This is a genomic window from Streptomyces sp. NPDC015346 (assembly GCF_043078785.1).
Taxonomy (GTDB): domain Bacteria; phylum Actinomycetota; class Actinomycetes; order Streptomycetales; family Streptomycetaceae; genus Streptomyces.
The window spans coordinates 564,414-583,739 of sequence record NZ_JBIBTW010000001.1 but is presented as its reverse complement, the minus strand read 5'-3'; the positions used below and the strand labels follow the sequence as shown (position 1 = coordinate 583,739).

Genomic DNA, 19,326 nt, shown 5'->3' with positions numbered 1-19,326 from the left:
GTCGCACGCTCTCGTACATGTCCGATGCTGTCGCCACCCCCACGCACTGCCCCTACTGCGCCCTCCAGTGCGGTATGTCGCTGAGCCCCGCGGCGGGCTCCGTCGAGGTGGTGGAACGCACCGACTTCCCCGTCAACCGGGGCGCGCTGTGCGGCAAGGGCCGCACCGCCCCCGCCGTGCTCTCCTCCCGGGTGAGGCTGACCGGGCCCCTGGTCCGTTGCCCTGACACAGGCGCCCTGAAGCCCGCCACCTGGGAGGAGGCTCTCGCCGCCGTCGCCGACGGGCTGCGCCGCACCCGCGCCGACCACGGACCCGATGCCGTGGGAGTCTTCGGCGGCGGCGGTCTCACCAACGAGAAGGCGTACACGCTGGGCAAGTTCGCCCGGCTCGTCCTCGCCACCTCGCAGATCGACTACAACGGCCGCTTCTGCATGTCCTCGGCGGCGGCCGGGCACACCAGGGCCTTCGGGCTCGACCGGGGACTCCCCTTCCCCCTGGAGGACATCCCGCGCACCGGCTGCGTGATCCTGGTCGGCTCCAACCTGGCCGAGACCATGCCGCCCGCGCTGCGCTACCTCACCGAGCTGAAGGAGAACGGCGGAAAGCTGATCGTCGTCGATCCGCGCCGCACCCGGACCGCCGAGCACGCCGATCTCCATCTCGCGCCCCGCCCCGGCACCGACCTCGCGCTCGCCCTCGGCCTGCTCCATCTGGTCGTCGCCGAGGGCCGGGTGGACGAGGAGTTCGTCCGCGAGCGTACGGAGGGGTGGGAGGCGGCCCGGGCCGGGGCGATGTCCCACTGGCCGGAGCTGGTCGAGCGGATCACCGGCGTGCCCGTGCCCCTGCTCAGGGACGCCATGCGGATGTTCTGCGACGCGGAGAGCGGGATGGTGCTCACCGCGCGCGGCCCCGAGCAGCAGTCGAAGGGGACCGACACCGTCGGCGCCTGGATCAACCTCTGCCTGGCGACGGGCCGGGCCGGACGGCCGTTCTCCGGTTACGGCTGCCTCACCGGGCAGGGCAACGGCCAGGGCGGCCGCGAACACGGCCAGAAGGCCGACCAGCTCCCCGGCTACCGCAAGCTCGACGACCCCGCCGCCCGCGCGCACGTCGCCAAAGTGTGGGGCGTGGCCCCCGAGTCGCTGCCGGGACCGGGGCGGAGCGCGTACGAACTCCTCGACGCCCTCGGCGGAGAGGTGAAGTCCCTGCTCCTGATGGGCTCCAACCCCGTCGTTTCGGCGCCGCGCGCCGCCCACATCGAGGAGCGGCTGCGCTCCCTGGACTTCCTGGCCGTCGCGGACGTGGTCCTCTCGGAGACCGCCGAACTGGCCGATGTGGTGCTGCCCGTCACCCAGTGGGCGGAGGAGACCGGGACCACGACCAATCTGGAGGGGCGCGTCCTGCTGCGGCAGCGGGCGATCACCCCGCCGGACGGGGTCCGCAGCGACCTGGAGGTGCTGCACGCGCTGGCCGGGCTGCTCGGCTGGGAGAAGGGCTTCCCCACCGACCCGGAGGAGGTCTTCGACGAGCTGCGCCGCGCCTCCGCCGGCGGCCCGGCGGACTACTCCGGCATCAGCTACCGGCGCATCCGGGAGGAGGACGGCGTCTTCTGGCCGTGCCCCGAACCCCCCGAGGGCGAAGCGCCGCACCCGGGCACGCCCCGGCTGTTCCTCGACCGCTTCGCCACCTCCGACGGGCGGGCGCGGTTCGTGCCCGTCCTGCACCGGCCCGCCGCCGAGGAGACGGACGCCGACTACCCGATCGTGCTGACGACCGGGCGCGTGGTCGCGCAGTACCAGTCCGGCGCCCAGACCCGACGGGTCGACGAGCTGAACGCTGCCGCGCCCGGCCCCTTCGTGGAGCTCCACCCGCGGCTCGCCTCCCGCCTCGGGGTGGCCGACGGGGAGCGCGTCGCGGTGGTCTCGCGACGCGGCCGGTCGGTGGCGCCCGCCCGGGTCACCACGGCCATCCGGCCGGACACGGTCTTCATGCCGTTCCACTGGCCGGGCGAGGGACGGGCGAACACGCTCACCAACCCCGCCCTCGACCCCGTGTCCCGCATGCCGGAGTTCAAGGTGTGCGCGGTGCGCCTGGAGACTGTGGAACAGCCTCCCGCCTGAGCCAGTCGCCGCCGGTGATCGGCGTACCGAGGGGAGTGCCGGGAGCGGCGAAGTAGACCCACGCCGGGACGCGGGCCCCGTCGGCGACCCGTACCACCTCGCGCTCGGCCCGCTCGTACAGGTTGAGCGGATGGCCGGGCCCGAAGTACTCCTCCAGCGCGTCCAGTACGGAGAGCAGTTCGCCGTACGCGCCGGGCGCGGGGGTCAGGAGATCGCCCACGATCTCGCCCTCGTGCTCGTCCGGAACGGCGTACGGGTAGCCGGGCCCTTCGTACAGCAGCGCGCCCGGGAGCCGGGCGGGCTCTTCCCGGGTGGTGCGGCCGAGGAGGAAGCGGTCGTGGTTGTACGCGCCGGGGCGGAGCGTTCCGTAGACGAAGAACGGCCGCATCATGGGACGGCCGTCTCGGTCTCGATCCACTCCAGGTAGGCGGCCGAGGCCCGGACGATCGTGGTGGCGACGATCTCCGGGGTCTCGTAGTCGTGGACGGCCAGCAGATGGGCTTCCAGGGCGTCGTAGCGGGTCTGCGTCGTCTTGAAGACGATCTGCCACTCCTCGCTGGTCTCGATCGCCCGCTGCCAGTGGTAGACCGAGGTGATCGGTCCCACGATCTGCGCGCAGGCGGCGAGGCGGGCCTCGACCGCCCCGCGCGCGAGCGCCTCGGCCTTCTCGGCGCTGTCGACGGTGGTGAGGACGGTGAGTGCGGTGGGTGCGACGGTCACGTCTCCCACCGTACTCACGCCTGCGCGAACTGGGCCTCGTACAGCCGGGCGTAGGCGCTGTCCGCCGCGAGCAGTTCGTCGTGGGTGCCTTGTTCGACGATTCGGCCGTTCTCCATGACGAGGATGACGTCGGCGTCGCGGATGGTGGAGAGGCGGTGGGCGATGACGAAGGAGGTGCGGCCGTGGGAGAGGCGGGCCATGGCTTTCTGGATGAGGACTTCGGTGCGGGTGTCGACGGAGCTGGTGGCTTCGTCGAGGACGAGGATGACGGGGTCGGAGAGGAAGGCGCGGGCGATGGTGATGAGCTGTTTCTCGCCGGCGCTGACGCCGGAGCCTTCGTCGTCGAGGACGGTGTCGTAGCCGTCGGGCAGGGTGCGGATGAACCGGTCGGCGTGGGCGGCCTTGGCGGCTTCCTCGATCTGCTCGCGGGTGACTTCTCCGCCGGCTCCGTAGGCGATGTTCTCGGCGATGGTTCCGCCGAAGAGCCAGGTGTCCTGGAGGACCATGCCGATTCCGGAGCGCAGGTCCTCGCGTGACATCTTGGCGACGTCGACGCCGTCGAGGGAGATCCGGCCGCCGGTGACTTCGTAGAACCGCATGAGGAGGTTGACCAGGGTCGTCTTTCCGGCGCCGGTCGGTCCGACGATCGCGACCGTCTGTCCGGGCTCCACCGTCAGCGACAGATCCTCGATCAACGGCTTCTCCGCCTCGTACCGGAACGCCACCTTCTCGAAGGACACGCGGCCGGTGCCGTGCTCCGCCGGGCGCCGGGGCTCGGCGGGCGCCGGTGACTCCTCCTCGGCGTCGAGGAGGTCGAAGACCCGCTCGGCGGAGGCGACCCCGGACTGCAGCAGGTTGGCCATGGCCGCGACCTGGGTGATCGGGCCGTTGAACTCGTACGAGTACTGGATGAACGCCTGCACGTCGCCGATCGACAGCGTGCCCGAGGCCACCCGCAGCCCGCCGACGACCGCGATCAGGACGTAGTTGACGTTGCCGACGAGGGTGAGGGCCGGCTGGATGAAGCCGGACATGAACTGGGCGCGGAAGCTCGCCGCGTACAGCTCCTCGCCCAGCTCGTCGAAGCGCGCCACCGCCTCCCCGCGGCGCCCGAAGGCGACGACCTCGGCATGGCCGCTGATCATCTCCTCGACGTGGCTGTTCAGCCGGCCGGTGACGGCCCACTGCCGCACGAACTGCGGCTGGGCCCGCTTGCCGATCCGGGCCGCGACGAGCACCGACACCGGCACGGTCGCGAGCGCGACCAGGGCCAGCAGCGGCGACACCCAGAACATCATCACCAGCACGCCCACGAGCGTGAGCAGCGCTCTGACCATCTGGCTGAAGGCCTGTTGGAGGGTCTGGGTGATGTTGTCGATGTCGTTGGTGGTGCGGCTGAGGATCTCGCCGCGCGGCTGCCTGTCGGTGTACGACAGGGGAAGCCGCGCCAGCTTGTGCTGGGCCTCGCGGCGCAGCCGGTGGCCGGTCCGCTGGACGACGGTCGTCGCGAGCCGCTGCTGCAGCCAGTTGAGCGCGGCGGAGCCGACGACCAGTGCGAGCGCGAGGGTCAGGGCCCGGCCGACCGCCGCGAAGTCGACACCGGCCGGGCTCGCGGCGCCGGTGATGACGAGGTCGGTGGCGCGGCCGAGGACGAGGGGGCTGAGGACGGCGAGCGAGACGCCTGCGGCCGCGGCGGCGAGGACGCCGATGAGCCGGGGGCGCTCGGGGGCCAGGGTGCGCAGCAGGCGCAGGCCGGAGGAGCGGAAGTTCAGGGAGCGTTCGAGGGAGGGCGTGGCGAGGCCGGGGCCGCGCTGGGGGGCGGCGGGGCCACGGCGCTCGGGCGCGGTGCGGGTGCCGGTCCCGGTGCCGGTGGGCGGGGGCGGGGAGCTCGCGGGCGCCTTCGCCGTGGTCGTCGTGGCCGTCGTGGCCGTCGTGGCCGTCGTGGTCGTCGTCGTGGCTGTCGTGGTCGTGCTCATGCGGCTTCCTCCTCGGTGAGCTGGGAGAGGACGATCTCCCGGTAGGTGGCGTTGTCCCGCATGAGTTCCTCGTGCGTTCCGCTGCCGACGGCCCGGCCCTGGTCGAGGACGACGATCCGGTCCGCGTCGCGGATGGTGGAGACGCGCTGAGCGACGATCACGACGGCCGCGTCGGCCGTCTCCTCCTTCAGCGCCGCTCTCAGGACCGCGTCCGTCCGGTAGTCGAGGGCGGAGAAGGAGTCGTCGAAGAGGTAGACCCGGGGGCGGGCGACGAGGACCCGCGCGATGGCGAGGCGCTGGCGCTGTCCGCCGGAGAGGTTGCCGCCGCCCTGCGCGACCGGCGCGTCCAGACCCTCCGGGAGCTTCCGTACGAAGTCGGCGGCCTGGGCGACCTCAAGGGCGTGCCACAGCTCGTCGTCGGTCGCGTCGGGCTTTCCGTACCGCAGATTGCTCGCCACCGTGCCGGAGAAGAGGTACGGCTTCTGCGGAACGAGTCCGACGGTACGGGCGAGCAGCGCCGGGTCCATGGCGCGGACGTCGACACCGCCCACGAGCACCTCGCCGCCGGTGGCGTCGAAGAGCCTGGGGACGAGACCGAGCAGGGTGGTCTTGCCGCTGCCGGTGGAGCCGATGACGGCCGTGGTGCGGCCGGGGCGGGCGCTGAGGCTCACCGCGCGCAGGACCGGTTCCTCGGCGCCGGGGTAGCTGAAGTCGGCGCCCCGGATGTCGAGCCGTCCCGCCTCGGCCGCGCGCAGCCGGCGGACCGGGGCGGTGGGCGGGGCGACGGTGGGCTCGGTGTCGAGGATTTCCCGGATGCGTTCGGCGCCGACCTCGGCCCGCGGCATGTGCATCATCAGGAAGAGAACCATCATCACCGACATCATGATCTGCAGCAGGTAGCCGAGGAACGCGATCAGCGAACCGGCCTGGAGGGCGCCGGACTCGATCCGGTGGGCGCCGAACCAGATGATGCCGACGGTCGCCAGCTCCCAGACGACCAGCACGATCGGGAACATCACGGCCTGGAGCCGGCCGACCCGCAGGCCGACCGTGCGCAGTTCGTCGTTGGCGGCGGCGAACCGCCGCTGCTCGTGGCGGTCGCGGACGAAGGCGCGGACGACCCGGACGCCGGTGATCTGCTCCCGCATCACCCGGTTGACCCGGTCGACGCGCTCCTGCATGCCGCGGAAGAGCGGGCGCATGCGCAGAACGACCGCGCCGACGGCCCCGGCCATCAGCGGGACGAAGAGCGTCAGGAGCAGGGCGAGGGGAACGTCCTGGTCGAGGGCCATGACGATGCCGCCCACGCACATGAGGGGCGCGGCGACGAGCATCGTCAGGATCAGGACGGCGAACGTCTGGACCTGCTGGACGTCGTTGGTGGTGCGGGTGATCAGGGAGGCGGTGCCGAAGCGGCTCATCTCGCGGGCGGAGAAGTCCTGGACGCGGCGGAAGACGGCGGAGCGCAGGTCACGGGCGACGCCCATGGCGATCTTGGCGCCGAAGTAGACGGCGGCCGCGGCCGCCGCGGCCTGGAGGAGGGTGACGGCGATCATCAGACCGCCGCCGGTCAGCACGAGGGCGGTGTCGCCGCGCAGAACGCCGTTGTCGATGACGTCGGCGTTGAGGGTGGGCAGGGCGAGGGAGGCGAGGGACTGGACGAGCTGGAGGGCGACGACAAGGGCCAGGGTCCGCCGGTAGGGCCGCAGCCGTCCGGCGACGAGTCCGAGGAGCATGGTCCGCTCCCCTCAAGCCGCGTACGGGCGGGTGGACTTGGCGTCGCGGAGGGTCCGTGCCCACCAGGCGATCTGGTCGAGCATCGTCTTGGCGGCGGCGTCGGGGCCGGTGGGGTCCTTGTGCCGTCCGTTCTCGTCGAAGTGGCCGTGCGCGTTGTGGAAGGAGACGGTGTCGCGGACGGTGACGGCGTGCATCTCGGCGTAGACCTGGCGCAGTTGCTCGACGGCGCGCAGTCCGCCGGACATCCCCCCGTACGAGACGAAGCCGACGGGCTTGGCCTGCCACTCGGTGTAGTGCCAGTCGATGAGGGACTTGAGGGCGGCGGGGAAGGAGTGGTTGTACTCGGGGGTGAGGACAACGAAGGCGTCGGCGGCGGCGAGGACCGGGGTGACCTTGGCGAGTTCGGCGCGGACGGCGGCGGAGGGCCGGTACGAGAGGGAGGTGGGGAGGTCGATCTCGGCGAGGTCGACCACGTCGACGGTGAAGTCGTCGCGCTCGGCGGTCCGGCCGAGGAACCAGTCGGCGATGACGGGGCCGAAGCGGCCTTCGCGGTTGCTGGCGACGACGACGGCGAGCTTGAGCGGCGTGGAGGCCGTGGAGGCCGTGGAGGCCGTGGAGTCTGGGGAGTTCGCGGAAGCCGTGGAGTTCATGGAGTTCGTGGTGTCCATGCCGGAGATCGTTCTACCTCAACCATGGTTGAGGTCAAGCGCCGATCTTCCGGCTTACGGTGAAGGCATGACGACACCTCCCGCGTACATCGAGATCGACGGCTCCCCGGCGGCCGACCCGGCCCTGCTGGAGAGCCTCATGACCGGCTACGGACACTTCACCGCCGCCCAGGTCCGCGACGGCCGGGTGCAGGGCCTCGGCCTGCACCTCGCCCGCCTCGACCGCGCCAATCGGGAGCTGTTCGGCGAAGGCCTCGACGGGGAGCACGTCCGGGCCCTGCTGCGGGGCGCCCTGGAGTCGGCGGGCCGACGGGACGCGGCGGCGCGGGTGTACGTCTACCCGGACGTCACGGGCGGCGCCGGGACGAGCGGGACGGCCCGGTCGACCCGGCCGATCCGGTCGACCCGGATCGCGGTGACCCTGCGGGAGCCGTACACGCACGTCCCGGTCCCGCAGCGGCTGAAGTCCGTGCCCTACTGGCGGCCCGCCGCCCACATCAAGCACCTGGGCGGCTTCGGTCAGACCTACTTCGGGGAGGCGGTCCGGCGCGAGGGCTTCGACGAGGCTCTGCTGACCTCCCCCGACGGCGAGATCGCCGAGGGCGCCGTCACGAACATCGCCTTCTGGGACGGCACTTCGCTGATCTGGCCGTCGGCCCCCTGTCTGCACGGCGTCACGATGGCCCTCCTCGAGTCCCGCCTGGAGTCGACGCGACGCCGGGTCACGCTGGCGGACCTGCCGGGGTTCCGGGCGGCCTTCGTGGCGAACTCCCGGGGGACCTCGCCGGTGGCCGGGATCGACAGGGTGGCGTTCGATGTGGACGAGAAGCTGATGGACCGGGTGTACGCGGCGCGGGACTCGGCGCCCTGGGAAGCGCTCTAGCCCCTGAGAACGAACGGACGAACGGCACGAACGGCCGAACGGCCGGCAACTCGCCGGGCGGGCGCCGCCGTTCGGCCGCTCCGGTAGCATCGGCGGCTCCTGACGAGCGGCATGGGGGTGCCCGGAATGGTCGCGAAGTACGTCGTCTCTCCGCACGGCGGCCGTCGCGCCCACCCCGACATCTCGTCCGCCCTCCGCGCCGCCGCCGCACGGGGCCGGGCCGCGCTGATCGAGATCGCGCCCGGCCGTTACGAGGAGACGCTCACCGTCCGGGGCGAGGTCCAGCTGGTGGCGGCCCAAGGCCCCGGCTCCGTGGTGGTGGGCCGGCCGCGCGGTGCCGTACTGGACGCCTTGGGGTCCGTCCGCGTCCACGGCCTCGTGCTGACCGGCCGCGACGCCGACGTCGTCGGCTGCCACGCCGGGACGCTCACGCTCGAACACACGGAGATCCGGGCACCGGGCGCGGTCGCCGTGCACGCGCGGCCGAACACCTCCGTCACCCTGCGGGACAGCGTGGTCCTGCACGGCCGGACGCTCTTCTCCGGCTCCGCCGGACTCGTCGAGCGGTGCCGGTTCACCGACGCCGCCGACAACGCGATCGCCGCGATCGAGGGCGCCCACGTCTCGGTCCAGGACAGCCGGATCGAGGGCAGCCGGATCCACGGTGTGCGCGTCAGCGACGCCCGCGCCGAGGTCACCGGCTGCGAGCTGACCGGCACCGGCAGCGCGGCCGTCATGGCGGACGCCCGGGCGGAGCTGACGGTGACCGGCTGCGTGATCACCGCCGTGCAGGCGGAGGGGATCATGTTCATCGAGCAGTCCCGGGGCTCGGTGACCGACACGCGCGTCACCGACGCGCGCCACGGGATCGGCGCGGCGACCGGCGCCGACCCGGTGGTGCGCGGCTGCGTCCTCACCGACTGCCACGACACCGGCATCAACGTCCAGACCTCTGCCAGGGGCCGGTTCGAGGACTGCCGGGTCGTCGGCGCGGGCAACGTCTCGGTCTTCTCCACCAAGGGCGGCGCACCGGAGGTCCACGGCGTCCACGTCTCCGGAGGCAACGTGGGGATCGCCGTCACGGACGGCGCCAGGGGCCGCTTCACCGGGATCGGGATCGAGGGCCTGACGGGCACCGCGCTGCGGGTCTACGACGAGTCCCGGGCCGTGTTCGAGCGCGTCCGGGTGGACCGCTGCCCGGCGGGCCTGGAGGTGCGGGGCAACGGAGGCACCACGGCCGAGCTCACCGGCGTGGAGTTCCAGGACTTCGACCTGACCGCGGTGACCGTCGTCGGCCAGGCGCGGGTCACGCTCAAGGACGTGACGGCACGGCGCGGGGTGGTGGGCTTCGGCGTCGGCGAGGAAGCCCAGCTGCTCGTGCGCGACAGCCACGTCACGGCGGTGAGCAGCGGTGGGGCCCTCGCCTTCGGCAGCGCGCGGCTCGTCGCGCGCAACCTCACCGTGACGGGCTCGGGCGCGTTGGGTCTGTACGGCAGGGACTCCGCCTACGTGGATGTGGCGGACAGCGAGTTCGCCGAGTGCGCGTCCGCGGGCGCCGGCTTCGACGACACGTGCGGCGGCCGCCTGGTGGACTGCGTCGTGAGCGGTACGGAGGGGGTGGCCGTCCGGGACAACGGGCTCGTCGACCTGGTCTCGCTGCGCACATCCCTGCCGGTCGTCCGGCAGAACACGAAACGGACCGAACTGCCACCGACGATCATCAACATCTTCAACGGCCCGGTCTTCAACGAGTCGGTCCACCATGTGCAACTGGCGTGGAACAACGACAACGTCGTCCAGCAGCAGTCCGAAGGGGACGGTTCACCCACATGAACGAGAACGAGAACGATCCGCGGAACGTGAACAACTACGACGGCCCGGTGTTCAACGCCGGTGTCTCCCATTCCCAGTTCGCCTGGAACAACGAGACGGTCACCCAGAACCAGCAGATCAACAGCTCGGTCGCACCGGGCTACGAGGCGCTCGCCGAGCGGGTCGCCGAGCTGCTGCGTCAGTTGCCGGAGGCCGGCCTCGCCGACCGGGACCGCGAGGACGCCGAGGCCGCGGCGGCGGAGGTCCTGGCGACGATCAGCCGGCCGGATCCCCCGGAGGAGGGCAGGCTCCGCCGCGCGCTCGCCATGCTCAGGGGAGCGCTGGCCCCGGTCGCGACGGGCGTGGCGGCCGGTACGACGGTGGGGGCGCAGGAGTGGGCCCTGCGGGCGATCGAGGGCCTGACGGGCGCGGTGTGACGGGCATGGTGTGACGGGCGTGGGGCGACGGGCACCCCAGGGGCCGGGCCGCCGCCGGGCGGGCGGCGCGCCGGGCTTCACCCGTTCGGCACGGAATGCCCGCCACTCCCAGGCAACCCCGCCTGACCTGCGTAAACAGGGATGACGCAAGGCGACACACCGCACCGTACGGCGTAATTCTGACCCTCCATCAGCAGGCGCCGGGCGCGCTCCGGCCATTACCTCGGTCCTAGGAAGACCGCTCGCGCGCCGCCTCGGAGGATCCCCATGCGCACCACTGCCCGCCTGCTCACCGGTACCGCGCTGGCGGTCGTCTCGATCGGCGCCTTCGGCGCGTCGGCGGCCCACGCCGGGAACTCCGAGGCGCTGGAGGTCTATCCGTCCACCGCGACGCCGGGCACCACCGTCACCGTCAACACACTGGCCTGCGGTTCGCGCGGCCACGGCGTCGGCGACGCCCAGTCCCTCGGCGCGGGCGAGTTCCGGCTGAACCCGAGCACGCACAAGGAGGTCGTGGTCGGCCAGTTCACCGTCCCGCAGCACGCCAGGCCCGGCACCTACGGCATCAGCGTCGCCTGCGACAACGGCAAGACCGCTCGTGGCGACCTGGTCGTCAAGCACAAGGGCCCGAGCGGCCATGTCCAGACCGGTGTCGGGGGCAGCGTCGGCCCCGACACCGCCCAGGTCACGGCGGGCGCGGCGGTGCTGGCCGCGGCTGCCGTCGGCGGTACCTGGCTCCTGCGTCGCCGGGCGAGCGGCGCGCAGGGCCGCTGAGGGGTACCGCACGTCCTGCCCCCGCCGCGCGCCCGCACAAGGCCCGGCGGGGGCAGGGCCATGAGCATGAGAAGGAGGACCGTGAGCAGCAGAGGCAAGGGCTGGGGCATAGCCGCCGCCGCGTGCGTCGGCCTCTGGCTCGTCCAGAACGGCTCGGAGAACGTGACGCCGCCGGTTCCGTCCGCCGCGCAGGCCTTCGCCGCCGGGCCGAACGCGCACACCGAGGCCGCGGCCGACCCGCTGCCGCCCTCGGCCCCGGTCCGGCTGCGCATCCCCGCGATCGACGTCGACACGCCGATGATGCGGCTCGGCCTCGGCCGGAACGACGCGCTCGACGTGCCGCCGCCGGGCAACCGCAACATCGCGGGCTGGTACAAGGACGGCACGACGCCCGGCGCCAAGGGCACCGCCATCGTCGCCGGCCATGTGGACAACGCCCAGGGCCCCGCCGTCTTCTACGCGCTCGGCGCGCTCAAGAAGGGCCACCGGATCGAGGTGGACCGCCAGGACGGCCGTACCGCCGTGTTCACCGTCGACGCCGTCGAGGTCTACGACAACGAGCGGTTCCCCGACGAGAAGGTGTACGGAGAGGCGGACCGGGCCGAGCTGCGGGTGATCACCTGCGGCGGCGGGTTCTCCGAGAAGACCGGCTACCGGGGCAACGTCGTCGCCTTCGGCCACCTCATCGGCGTGCGCTGACCGAGGCGGCCGGTCAGCTCCACTGGTCGAAGGCGAGCTTGGCGACCAGCGAGAAGACCACGAACAGCAGCACCCCGCGGACGAACTCGGCGCCCCTGCTCAGCGCCATCCGCGCCCCGATCATCCCGCCGGCCAGGTTGAACACCGCCATGACCACCGCCAGCTGCCAGAGCACGCTGCCCTGGTAGGCGAACATCGCGAGCGCGCCCGCGTTGGTGCAGACGTTGACGATCTTGGCGGTGGCGGAGGCCGTCACCAGGTCGAGGTGGAGTACGGCGGTCAGGGCGAGGACCAGGAAGGTCCCGGTGCCCGGCCCGAAGAGACCGTCGTAGAAGCCGATCCCCCCGCCGACCAGCACGATCGCGGCGACGACACGGGCCCGGGTCGCCGGGGCACGGTCCGCCTCCGCCCGGGTGCCGAAGGAGGGGCGCAGCATGACGAACGCGGCCACGCCGAGCAGCACGACCATGATCACGGGCCGCAGGACGTCGCTGCTGATCCCGGCGGCGAAGAAGGCACCGCCCATGGATCCGGCGAGGGCCGCGAGCCCGATCCGTACCGCCGTCTTCACGTGCACGGGCGCCTTGCGCACATAGGTGACGGCGGCGCCGGACGTCCCGACGATCGCGACGGCCTTGTTGGTGCCGAGGATCTGGGCGGCCGGCACCTGCGGGAGGCCGAGCAGCAGCGCGGGCAGCAGGAGCAGCCCTCCCCCGCCGACCACGGCGTCGATCCAGCCCGCGACGAGCGCGGCGGCGCAGAGCAGGAGGATCGTGGTCAGGGATATGTCGGGCATGATCGCGAGCCTAGGGAGGCGACGCTTGCGGCGTCCATCGATCCCCGGAGTCTTGAGCTACGTCTGAGCTTCCCGTCCGAGCGCGACGTCTGGCGTGACGTCTGAGCTCGGGGTGGCGGCGGTATACGCGGTATACGAGGACCGCGGGCCTCACAGTGCCTGCGAGCCGGATCTGAGGTCAGCGTTCCGTACGGGAAACAGACGGGATGCCGTCGGGTAACACCCGCAGCGCACTCTTCGAGACATGAGTACACGGATCGTGGTGGTCGGAGGCGGGACGGCGGGCGTCCGGCTCGCCCAGCGCCTGCCCGTCACCCTCCTCGGCGAAGAGCCGCACGCACCGTACAACAGGGTGCTGCTCGCGGACGTCCTCGCCGGGCGGTACGCGCCCGAGGTGATCGCGCTGCCGGCTCCCCAGGAGCCGGTGCGGCGCGGTGTGCGGGCGGTGCGCATCGACCGCGCCGCCCGGATCGTGGAGTGCGAGGACGGCACGGCGGTCGGCTACGACCGTCTGGTTCTGGCGACCGGCTCCAACCCGGTGCTGCCGCCGCTGCGCGGACTGCGCGGTTCGCGGCTGCCGGCCGGCGTCCACCCGTTCCGTACCCTCGACGACTGCCTGGAGCTGCGGGCGCTGGTCCGGCCCGGGGTCCGCGCGGTCGTCATCGGCGGCGGGCTGCTCGGGGTCTCCGCGGCCCGCGCGCTGGCCGAACTCGGCGCCGAGGTGGTGCTGACCCAGCAGGGCGAGCGCCTCATGGAGCGGCAGCTCGACGCACAGGCCTCGGCGCTGCTCCGTGAGCACGTGGAGTCCCTCGGCGTCGAGGTCCACACCGAGTGCCGGGTCAGCGGGCTGCGCCAGGAGGACGGGGTGGTGACGGCCGTCGAGCTGGCGGACGGTTTCGTGCTCGACGCCCAGGTCGTGGTCCTGGCCTGCGGGGTCCGGCCGCGCGTCGGCCTCGCCCGGGACGCCGGTCTCGACGTCCGCAAGGGGATCGTCGTCGACGACGAGCTGCGGACCTCCGATCCGTACATCCACGCCATCGGCGACTGCGCCGAGCACGACGGCCAGGTGTACGGGCTCGCGGGGCCGGCCCTGGAACAGGCCGACGCCCTGGCGACGGTCCTGACCGGCGCCGCCTCGGCGTACGCCCCGAAAACCGACGCCGCGGCCGACGACAGGGCCTACACCGGGACCCGGGCGCTCACGCGGCTCACTCTCGGTGGGCCCGTCTCGCTCGATCTCGCCTCCTTCGGCGACGCGACCGCCCAGCCGGGCGACGACGTCGTCCAGCTGACCGACGCCACCCGCCGCGCCTACCGCAAGGTCGTCGTCCGCGGCGACCGGCTGGTCGGCGGCGTGCTGCTCGGCGATCTCGCCGCGGTCGGGGCGCTCGCCCGGGCCTGGGAGGGCGACGAGGCCCTCCCGCACGCTCCCCTGCTTCACCTGCTCACCCATGACGGAGGCTCCTGAGATGTCGACCACGCCCACGCACACCCCCACCGTCGTCCTGGTCGGCCACGGAATGGTCGGCCAGCGCTTCCTGGAGGCGCTCGCGGACCGCGGCGTCACCGAGCGGGCGCGCGTCGTGGTGCTCTGCGAGGAGCCCCGCCCCGCCTACGACCGTGTCCAGCTGACCTCCTACTTCTCCGGCCGCACCCCCGACGACCTGTCGATGGTCGAGGACGGCTTCATGGCGAAGCACGGCATCGAGCTGTACGTCGGTGACCCGGCCGAGACGATCGACCGCGAGGCCCGCACGGTCACCGCCCGCTCCGGGCAGGTCTTCCCGTACGACACGCTGGTCCTGGCCACCGGCTCGTACCCCTTCGTGCCGCCGGTCCCCGGCAAGGACGCCCGCGGCTGTTTCGTCTACCGGACCATCGAGGACCTGCTGGCGATCGAGGAGTACGCGAAGACCGCGACGACCGGCGCGGTCGTCGGCGGCGGTCTGCTGGGCCTGGAGGCGGCCGGCGCGCTCAAGGGCCTCGGCCTGCGGACGCACGTCGTGGAGTTCGCGCCGCGGCTGATGCCCGTGCAGGTCGACGAGGGCGGTGGCGCGGCGCTGCTGCGCACGATCGAGCAGATGGGGCTGAGCGTCCACACCGGTACGGGCACGCAGGAGGTCCTCACCGAGGACGGCGCGGTGACCGGCATGCGCCTCTCGGACGGCTCCGAACTCCCCGTCGACATGGTGGTGTTCTCCGCCGGTGTACGGCCCCGGGACCAGCTGGCGCGCGACTGCGGTCTGACCGTCGGCGAGCGCGGCGGCATCGCGGTCGACGAGCAGTGCCGTACCTCCGACCCCGCCGTCTACGCCATCGGCGAGTGCGCGCTGGCCTCGGACGGCCGGGTGTACGGCCTGGTGGCGCCCGGCTACGAGATGGCGCAGACGGCGGCGGCGACGATCGCCGACGAGGCCGTGGACGGCTTCACCGGTGCCGACATGTCGACCAAGCTGAAGCTGCTCGGCGTAGACGTGGCCTCCTTCGGCGACGCACACGGCACGGCCGAGGGCTGCCTCGACGTCGTCTACTCGGACTCCCGCTCCGGTGTCTACAAGAAGCTCGTGGTCGACCGCGACGGCGTGCTGCTCGGCGGTGTGCTGGTCGGCGACGCCGACTCGTACGGCATGCTGCGGCCGCTCACCGGCTCCGTGCCGCCGGTCTCCCCCGAGCAGCTGGTGCTGCCGGCGGGCGCGGGCGCGCCGGTCGCGCTGGGCCCGTCCTCGCTGCCCGACGACGCGGTGATCTGCTCCTGCCACAACGTCACCAAGCACGCGATCAGCCAGTGCGCGACGCTGCCCGAGGTGAAGAAGTGCACCAAGGCGGGTACGGGCTGCGGCAGCTGCCTGAAGGTGATCGGCCAGCTGCTGCCGGCGGCCACCGACAAAGGGCTCTGCGGCTGCTTCTCGTACACCCGCAGCGAGCTCTACGAGATCACCCGCACTCTGCGGCTGACCTCCTTCGCCGAGCTGATCGACTCGCACGGGCGGCCGGAGGCGCGCGGCGGCGACGGCTGCGAGGTGTGCAAGCCGACGGTCGGCTCGATCCTGGCCAGCCTCGCGCCGACGATCGGAGTGGGCGGGTACATCCTGGACGGCGAGCAGGCCGCGCTGCAGGACACCAACGACCACCATCTCGCCAACCTCCAGCGCAACGGCTCGTACTCGGTCGTCCCGCGCATCCCGGGCGGTGAGATCACCCCGGAGAAGCTGATCGTGATCGGCGAGGTGGCCCGCGACTTCGGGCTCTACACCAAGATCACCGGTGGCCAGCGGATCGACATGTTCGGCGCCCGGGTCGAGCAGCTGCCGGCGATCTGGACGCGGCTCGTCGACGCGGGCTTCGAGTCGGGGCACGCGTACGGGAAGTCGCTGCGCACCGTGAAGTCCTGCGTGGGACAGACCTGGTGCCGCTACGGCGTCCAGGACTCGGTGAAGATGGCGATCCAGCTGGAGCTGCGCTACCGGGGCCTGCGCTCCCCGCACAAGCTCAAGTCGGCCGTCTCCGGCTGCGCGCGGGAGTGCGCGGAGGCGCAGTCGAAGGACTTCGGCGTCATCGCGACGGCCAGCGGCTGGAACCTGTACGTCGGCGGCAACGGCGGCGCGACCCCGCGCCACGCCGACCTGCTGGCCCAGGACCTGTCGGACGCCGAACTGGTGCGGCTGATCGACCGGTTCCTGATGTTCTACATCCGTACGGCCGACCGCCTGGAGCGCACCTCGACCTGGCTGGAGCGCCTGGAGGGCGGCCTTGAGCACCTCAAGGACGTGGTCGTGCACGACTCGCTGGGGCTCTGCGACGAGCTGGAGGCGCTGATGGCGGCGCACGTCGACGACTACCAGGACGAGTGGGCGCAGACCTTGGACGACCCCGACCGACTGCGCCGTTTCGTGTCGTTCGTGAACGCGCCGGACGCGCCGGACCCGTCGGTGAAGTTCGTGCCCGAGCGCGACCAGATCAAGCCGGACCTGACGGTCCTCACCATCGGAACCCGCCTGGAAAGGGTCTGAAGCCATGAAACTCGAACTGTCTCCGTCGCCCGACGCCTGGATGACGATCTGCGAGGAGTCCCGGCTGTCACCGGGCCGGGGCGTGGCGGCGCTGCTGCCGGACGGCCGGCAGGCGGCGCTGTTCAAGGACCGGTCGGGGCGCGCGTACGCGATCGAGAACCGGGATCCCTTCACCGGGGCGCAGGTGCTGTCCCGGGGTCTGCTCGGCTCGGCGGGCGGGCGGCCGTTCGTGGCCTCGCCGCTACTGAAGCAGCGCTTCGACCTGGAGACGGGCAAGTGCCTGGACGACGAGGAGGTCTCGGTGGCGGTGTTCCCGGTACGGACCGTGTGAGCAGTGTGAGCGAATGTTCTTGACCGTACGTTCCAGATAGCCATAAGGTCGGGGCGTGGCCAGGACCAAGGAATTCGATCCGGACGCCGCACTGCAGGCAGCGCTCGAGCTGTTCTGGAGGCGCGGCTACGAGGCGACGACGATGTCGGACCTCGTCGAGCACCTCGGGATCGGCCGCGCCAGCATCTACGCCACCTTCGGCAACAAGCACGAGCTGTACATGAAGGCGATGGACCGCTACAGCGGTGCGAACGGCCCCGTCCTGACCGCGGAACTCTCCGAACCGGACAGCGCCTTGGCGGCCGTACGGGCCGTGGTGCGCCGGTTCGCCGCCGAGGCGGCGTCGGACGAAGTCCGGCTGGCCGGGTGTTTCATCACGAACACGGCGGCCGAGCTGGGCCCGCACGACGACGCGGTCGCGCGGCGGGTGGACCTGAGCTGGGAGCAGGTCGAGACCCTGCTCCACTCGGCCCTCGCGCGGGCGCGCGCCCAGGGGGAGCTGCCGGCGGACCGCGATCCGCGGGCGCTGGCACGGATGCTGCTCGTGCTGCTGCAGGGGATCCGCGTGGTCGGCAAGGCGTCGAGCGACCCGACCAGGGTCCGCGACGCGGCGGAGCAGGCACTGACCCTGCTGGACTGAGAGCTGGACCGAGGGGTCGCGGCTGAAAGCAAGGGGCGCCATGCGGCGCCCTTTCTTTCGGCCCGCATATTGGAACGTACGGTCAAGAATGGGGGGCGACGATGTCGAGCAGACGACGCGGTACGTACGCGGGACCGGATGCCCGACCCGGGAACGGACCCGAGGCCCGGAGCGGGTCCGGAACGGGGCCGGGGGGCGGGCCTGATGACGGGCTCGGGCCCGGGCCCGGGACCGGGCCGGGAGGCGGGCCTGGTGACGGGCCCCGGCGCGGGCTCGGGACCGGGCCCGGGCCGGGGCTCGGACCCGGGCGGGGGACCGAGGCCGGCCCGGGGGGTGGGCCCTCCCTCGGCGCCGACGGCGCCGGAGGGCCGGGACGCCCGGGGTCCCTTCCCGCGGCCGCCGCCCGCCAGGGCTTCGCGCTGCTGGGGACCGTACAGATGACGCTCATCTTCACGCTCGCCTCGCTCGCCGTCCCCCTCCCCCGCATCGGCGCCGAGTTCGGCCTCGGCCGGGCGGACGTCATCCTGCTCAGCGCCGCCTACGGGCTGACCTTCGCCGGGCTGCTCCTCTTCGGCGGTCGGCTCGCCGACCGCTACGGCGGGCGCCGGACGCTCACCGCCGGTCTCCTGCTCTTCGGTGCCGCCTCCGTCCTCGCGCCGTTCGCCGGCGGGTACGAGACGCTGCTCGCCGCCCGCTTCGCACAGGGCTTCGGCGCGGCGCTCGTCGCGCCCGCCGCCATGGCGGTGCTGCGCGCCGTCTTCCCCGAACCGGCCGCCTACGGCAGGGCGATGGCGACCTGGGGCGGCCTCTCCGTCCTCGGCGCGACCGCGGGGAACCTGCTCTCCGGCGTCATCTCCGCCCTGCTCTCCTGGCGTTGGACCTTCGCCGTCCCGACGGCCGTCGCCGTCGTCGCCCTCCTGCTCGCGCCGCGCCTGCTCCCCGCCACCCCGCCGAGGCCCGGCCGCCGGCTCGACGTGCCCGGCGCGCTGCTCGCCACCGCCGGTGTCACACTGGCCAGTTACGGTCTCGTCCTCACCGACGCCCACCCGTGGGGCTCCGCCCCGGTCCTCGTACCGCTGCTGGCCGGGCTCGGTCTCCTCGCCGCCTTCGTGGCCGTCGAACAGCGCACCGGGGACCCGCTGCTGCCGCCGGACTTCCTGCGCGAGCGCCGCCGGAGCACCGGCCTCGCCGCGGTCGCGCTGACCGCCGCCGGGACGGCCACCGTCTTCGTCCTGCTCTCGCTCGCCCTCCAGCAGGAGCGCGGCTACTCGGCCCTGCTCACCTCGGCCGCCTTCGTCCCGTTCGCCGTCTCGCTGCTGACGGCCGGGCGCGCGGCGGGACCGCTGATCGGGCGGTACGGCGCCGGGCGCGTCACCGCGGCCGGACTCGCCACGGGCGCCGCCGGACTGGCCCTCCTCGCGGTGACCGGTCTCGACCCTTCCGTACCGTACGCCGCCGGTCTGCTGCCCGGCCTGCTCCTGCTGCCGGCCGGCGCCGCCGTCTCCTTCGCGGGGGCCGCGGTCCTGGCCACCGACGGCGTACCGCCGCACCGCTCGGGGCTCGCGGGCGGCGTCCTCAACACGGCGATGGAGCTGGGACCCACGGTCCTCTTCGCCGCCCTCCTCACGCTCGGCGGCGACGCCTCGTCGCTGGCCGCGACGGCCGTCGGCTTCGCCGCCCTGGCCGTGCTCACCACCCGCGTCAAGTAACCGAACCGTCTCTC

At 72.8% G+C, this 19,326-nt stretch carries 17 protein-coding genes; 11 read left to right on the top strand and 6 right to left on the bottom strand.

Annotated features, from left to right (window positions below):
• Nucleotides 1-17 precede the first annotated feature (17 nt).
• Nucleotides 18-2,120, top strand: a complete 2,103-nt coding sequence (locus ACF06X_RS02600; RefSeq protein WP_392285333.1) for a molybdopterin oxidoreductase family protein — start codon at nt 18-20, stop codon at nt 2,118-2,120.
• Here the strand turns inward: ACF06X_RS02600 and ACF06X_RS02595 are convergent.
• From ACF06X_RS02595 to ACF06X_RS02575, 5 genes are read right to left on the bottom strand one after another with little or no spacing between them, the layout of a single operon-like run.
• Nucleotides 2,071-2,511: a gamma-glutamylcyclotransferase family protein gene (locus ACF06X_RS02595; RefSeq protein ID WP_392285332.1), complete on the bottom strand. Its 441-nt coding sequence runs from the start codon at nt 2,509-2,511 to the stop codon at nt 2,071-2,073. The two genes, ACF06X_RS02600 and ACF06X_RS02595, sit on opposite strands and share 50 nt — an antisense overlap.
• Nucleotides 2,508-2,840 (bottom strand): divalent-cation tolerance protein CutA, encoded by a 333-nt coding sequence (gene cutA / locus ACF06X_RS02590; protein ID WP_392285331.1) that lies wholly within the window; start codon nt 2,838-2,840, stop codon nt 2,508-2,510. The genes ACF06X_RS02595 and cutA overlap by 4 nt, the downstream gene beginning before the upstream one ends.
• Before the next feature lie 14 nt (nt 2,841-2,854).
• The gene (locus tag ACF06X_RS02585; protein WP_392285330.1) at nt 2,855-4,816 is read right to left on the bottom strand and encodes an ABC transporter ATP-binding protein; all 1,962 of its coding nucleotides are present in this window, start codon (nt 4,814-4,816) and stop codon (nt 2,855-2,857) included.
• A complete protein-coding gene (locus ACF06X_RS02580; protein WP_392285329.1) occupies nt 4,813-6,552 on the bottom strand; it encodes an ABC transporter ATP-binding protein in 1,740 nt (579 codons plus the stop codon). The genes ACF06X_RS02585 and ACF06X_RS02580 overlap by 4 nt, the downstream gene beginning before the upstream one ends.
• Before the next feature lie 12 nt (nt 6,553-6,564).
• Nucleotides 6,565-7,221 carry an NADPH-dependent FMN reductase gene (locus ACF06X_RS02575; protein WP_392285328.1) on the bottom strand — a complete coding sequence of 219 codons (657 nt, stop codon included), beginning with the start codon at nt 7,219-7,221 and terminating at the stop codon, nt 6,565-6,567.
• A gap of 67 nt (nt 7,222-7,288) precedes the next feature.
• Between ACF06X_RS02575 and ACF06X_RS02570 the strand changes: the two genes are divergently transcribed.
• The 5 genes from ACF06X_RS02570 (at nt 7,289) to ACF06X_RS02550 (ending at nt 11,826) form a co-directional block, all read left to right on the top strand.
• Nucleotides 7,289-8,104 carry an aminotransferase class IV gene (locus ACF06X_RS02570; RefSeq protein WP_392285327.1) on the top strand — a complete coding sequence of 272 codons (816 nt, stop codon included), beginning with the start codon at nt 7,289-7,291 and terminating at the stop codon, nt 8,102-8,104.
• 126 nt (nt 8,105-8,230) lie between these two features.
• On the top strand, nt 8,231-9,937 hold the full coding sequence (locus ACF06X_RS02565) for a right-handed parallel beta-helix repeat-containing protein (protein WP_392285326.1): 1,707 nt from the start codon (nt 8,231-8,233) through the stop codon (nt 9,935-9,937).
• Entirely contained in the window at nt 9,934-10,353 is a 420-nt protein-coding gene (locus ACF06X_RS02560; protein ID WP_392285325.1) for a hypothetical protein, read from the top strand. The genes ACF06X_RS02565 and ACF06X_RS02560 overlap by 4 nt, the downstream gene beginning before the upstream one ends.
• Nucleotides 10,354-10,620: 267 nt before the next feature.
• Complete coding sequence (locus tag ACF06X_RS02555; protein ID WP_392285324.1) at nt 10,621-11,127, top strand: hypothetical protein; 507 nt, start codon at nt 10,621-10,623, stop codon at nt 11,125-11,127.
• A gap of 81 nt (nt 11,128-11,208) precedes the next feature.
• Nucleotides 11,209-11,826, top strand: coding sequence for a class F sortase (locus ACF06X_RS02550; protein WP_392285323.1), 618 nt, complete (start codon nt 11,209-11,211; stop codon nt 11,824-11,826).
• 13 nt (nt 11,827-11,839) lie between these two features.
• On the opposite strand, the gene ACF06X_RS02545 is transcribed toward ACF06X_RS02550, so the two are convergent.
• Complete coding sequence (locus ACF06X_RS02545; RefSeq protein WP_392285322.1) at nt 11,840-12,622, bottom strand: sulfite exporter TauE/SafE family protein; 783 nt, start codon at nt 12,620-12,622, stop codon at nt 11,840-11,842.
• A 244-nt stretch (nt 12,623-12,866) separates the two neighbouring features.
• Between ACF06X_RS02545 and ACF06X_RS02540 the strand changes: the two genes are divergently transcribed.
• The 5 genes from ACF06X_RS02540 (at nt 12,867) to ACF06X_RS02520 (ending at nt 19,312) form a co-directional block, all read left to right on the top strand.
• Complete coding sequence (locus ACF06X_RS02540; RefSeq protein WP_392285321.1) at nt 12,867-14,090, top strand: NAD(P)/FAD-dependent oxidoreductase; 1,224 nt, start codon at nt 12,867-12,869, stop codon at nt 14,088-14,090.
• 1 nt (nt 14,091) lies between these two features.
• Nucleotides 14,092-16,632, top strand: coding sequence for a nitrite reductase large subunit NirB (nirB, locus tag ACF06X_RS02535; RefSeq protein ID WP_392285320.1), 2,541 nt, complete (start codon nt 14,092-14,094; stop codon nt 16,630-16,632).
• A gap of 4 nt (nt 16,633-16,636) precedes the next feature.
• Nucleotides 16,637-16,963, top strand: coding sequence for a nitrite reductase small subunit NirD (gene nirD / locus ACF06X_RS02530; RefSeq protein ID WP_392285319.1), 327 nt, complete (start codon nt 16,637-16,639; stop codon nt 16,961-16,963).
• Nucleotides 16,964-17,018: 55 nt separating this feature from the next.
• Complete coding sequence (locus tag ACF06X_RS02525) at nt 17,019-17,603, top strand: TetR/AcrR family transcriptional regulator (protein WP_392285318.1); 585 nt, start codon at nt 17,019-17,021, stop codon at nt 17,601-17,603.
• 437 nt (nt 17,604-18,040) lie between these two features.
• A complete protein-coding gene (locus tag ACF06X_RS02520; protein WP_392285317.1) occupies nt 18,041-19,312 on the top strand; it encodes an MFS transporter in 1,272 nt (423 codons plus the stop codon).
• Nucleotides 19,313-19,326: the final 14 nt, after the last annotated feature.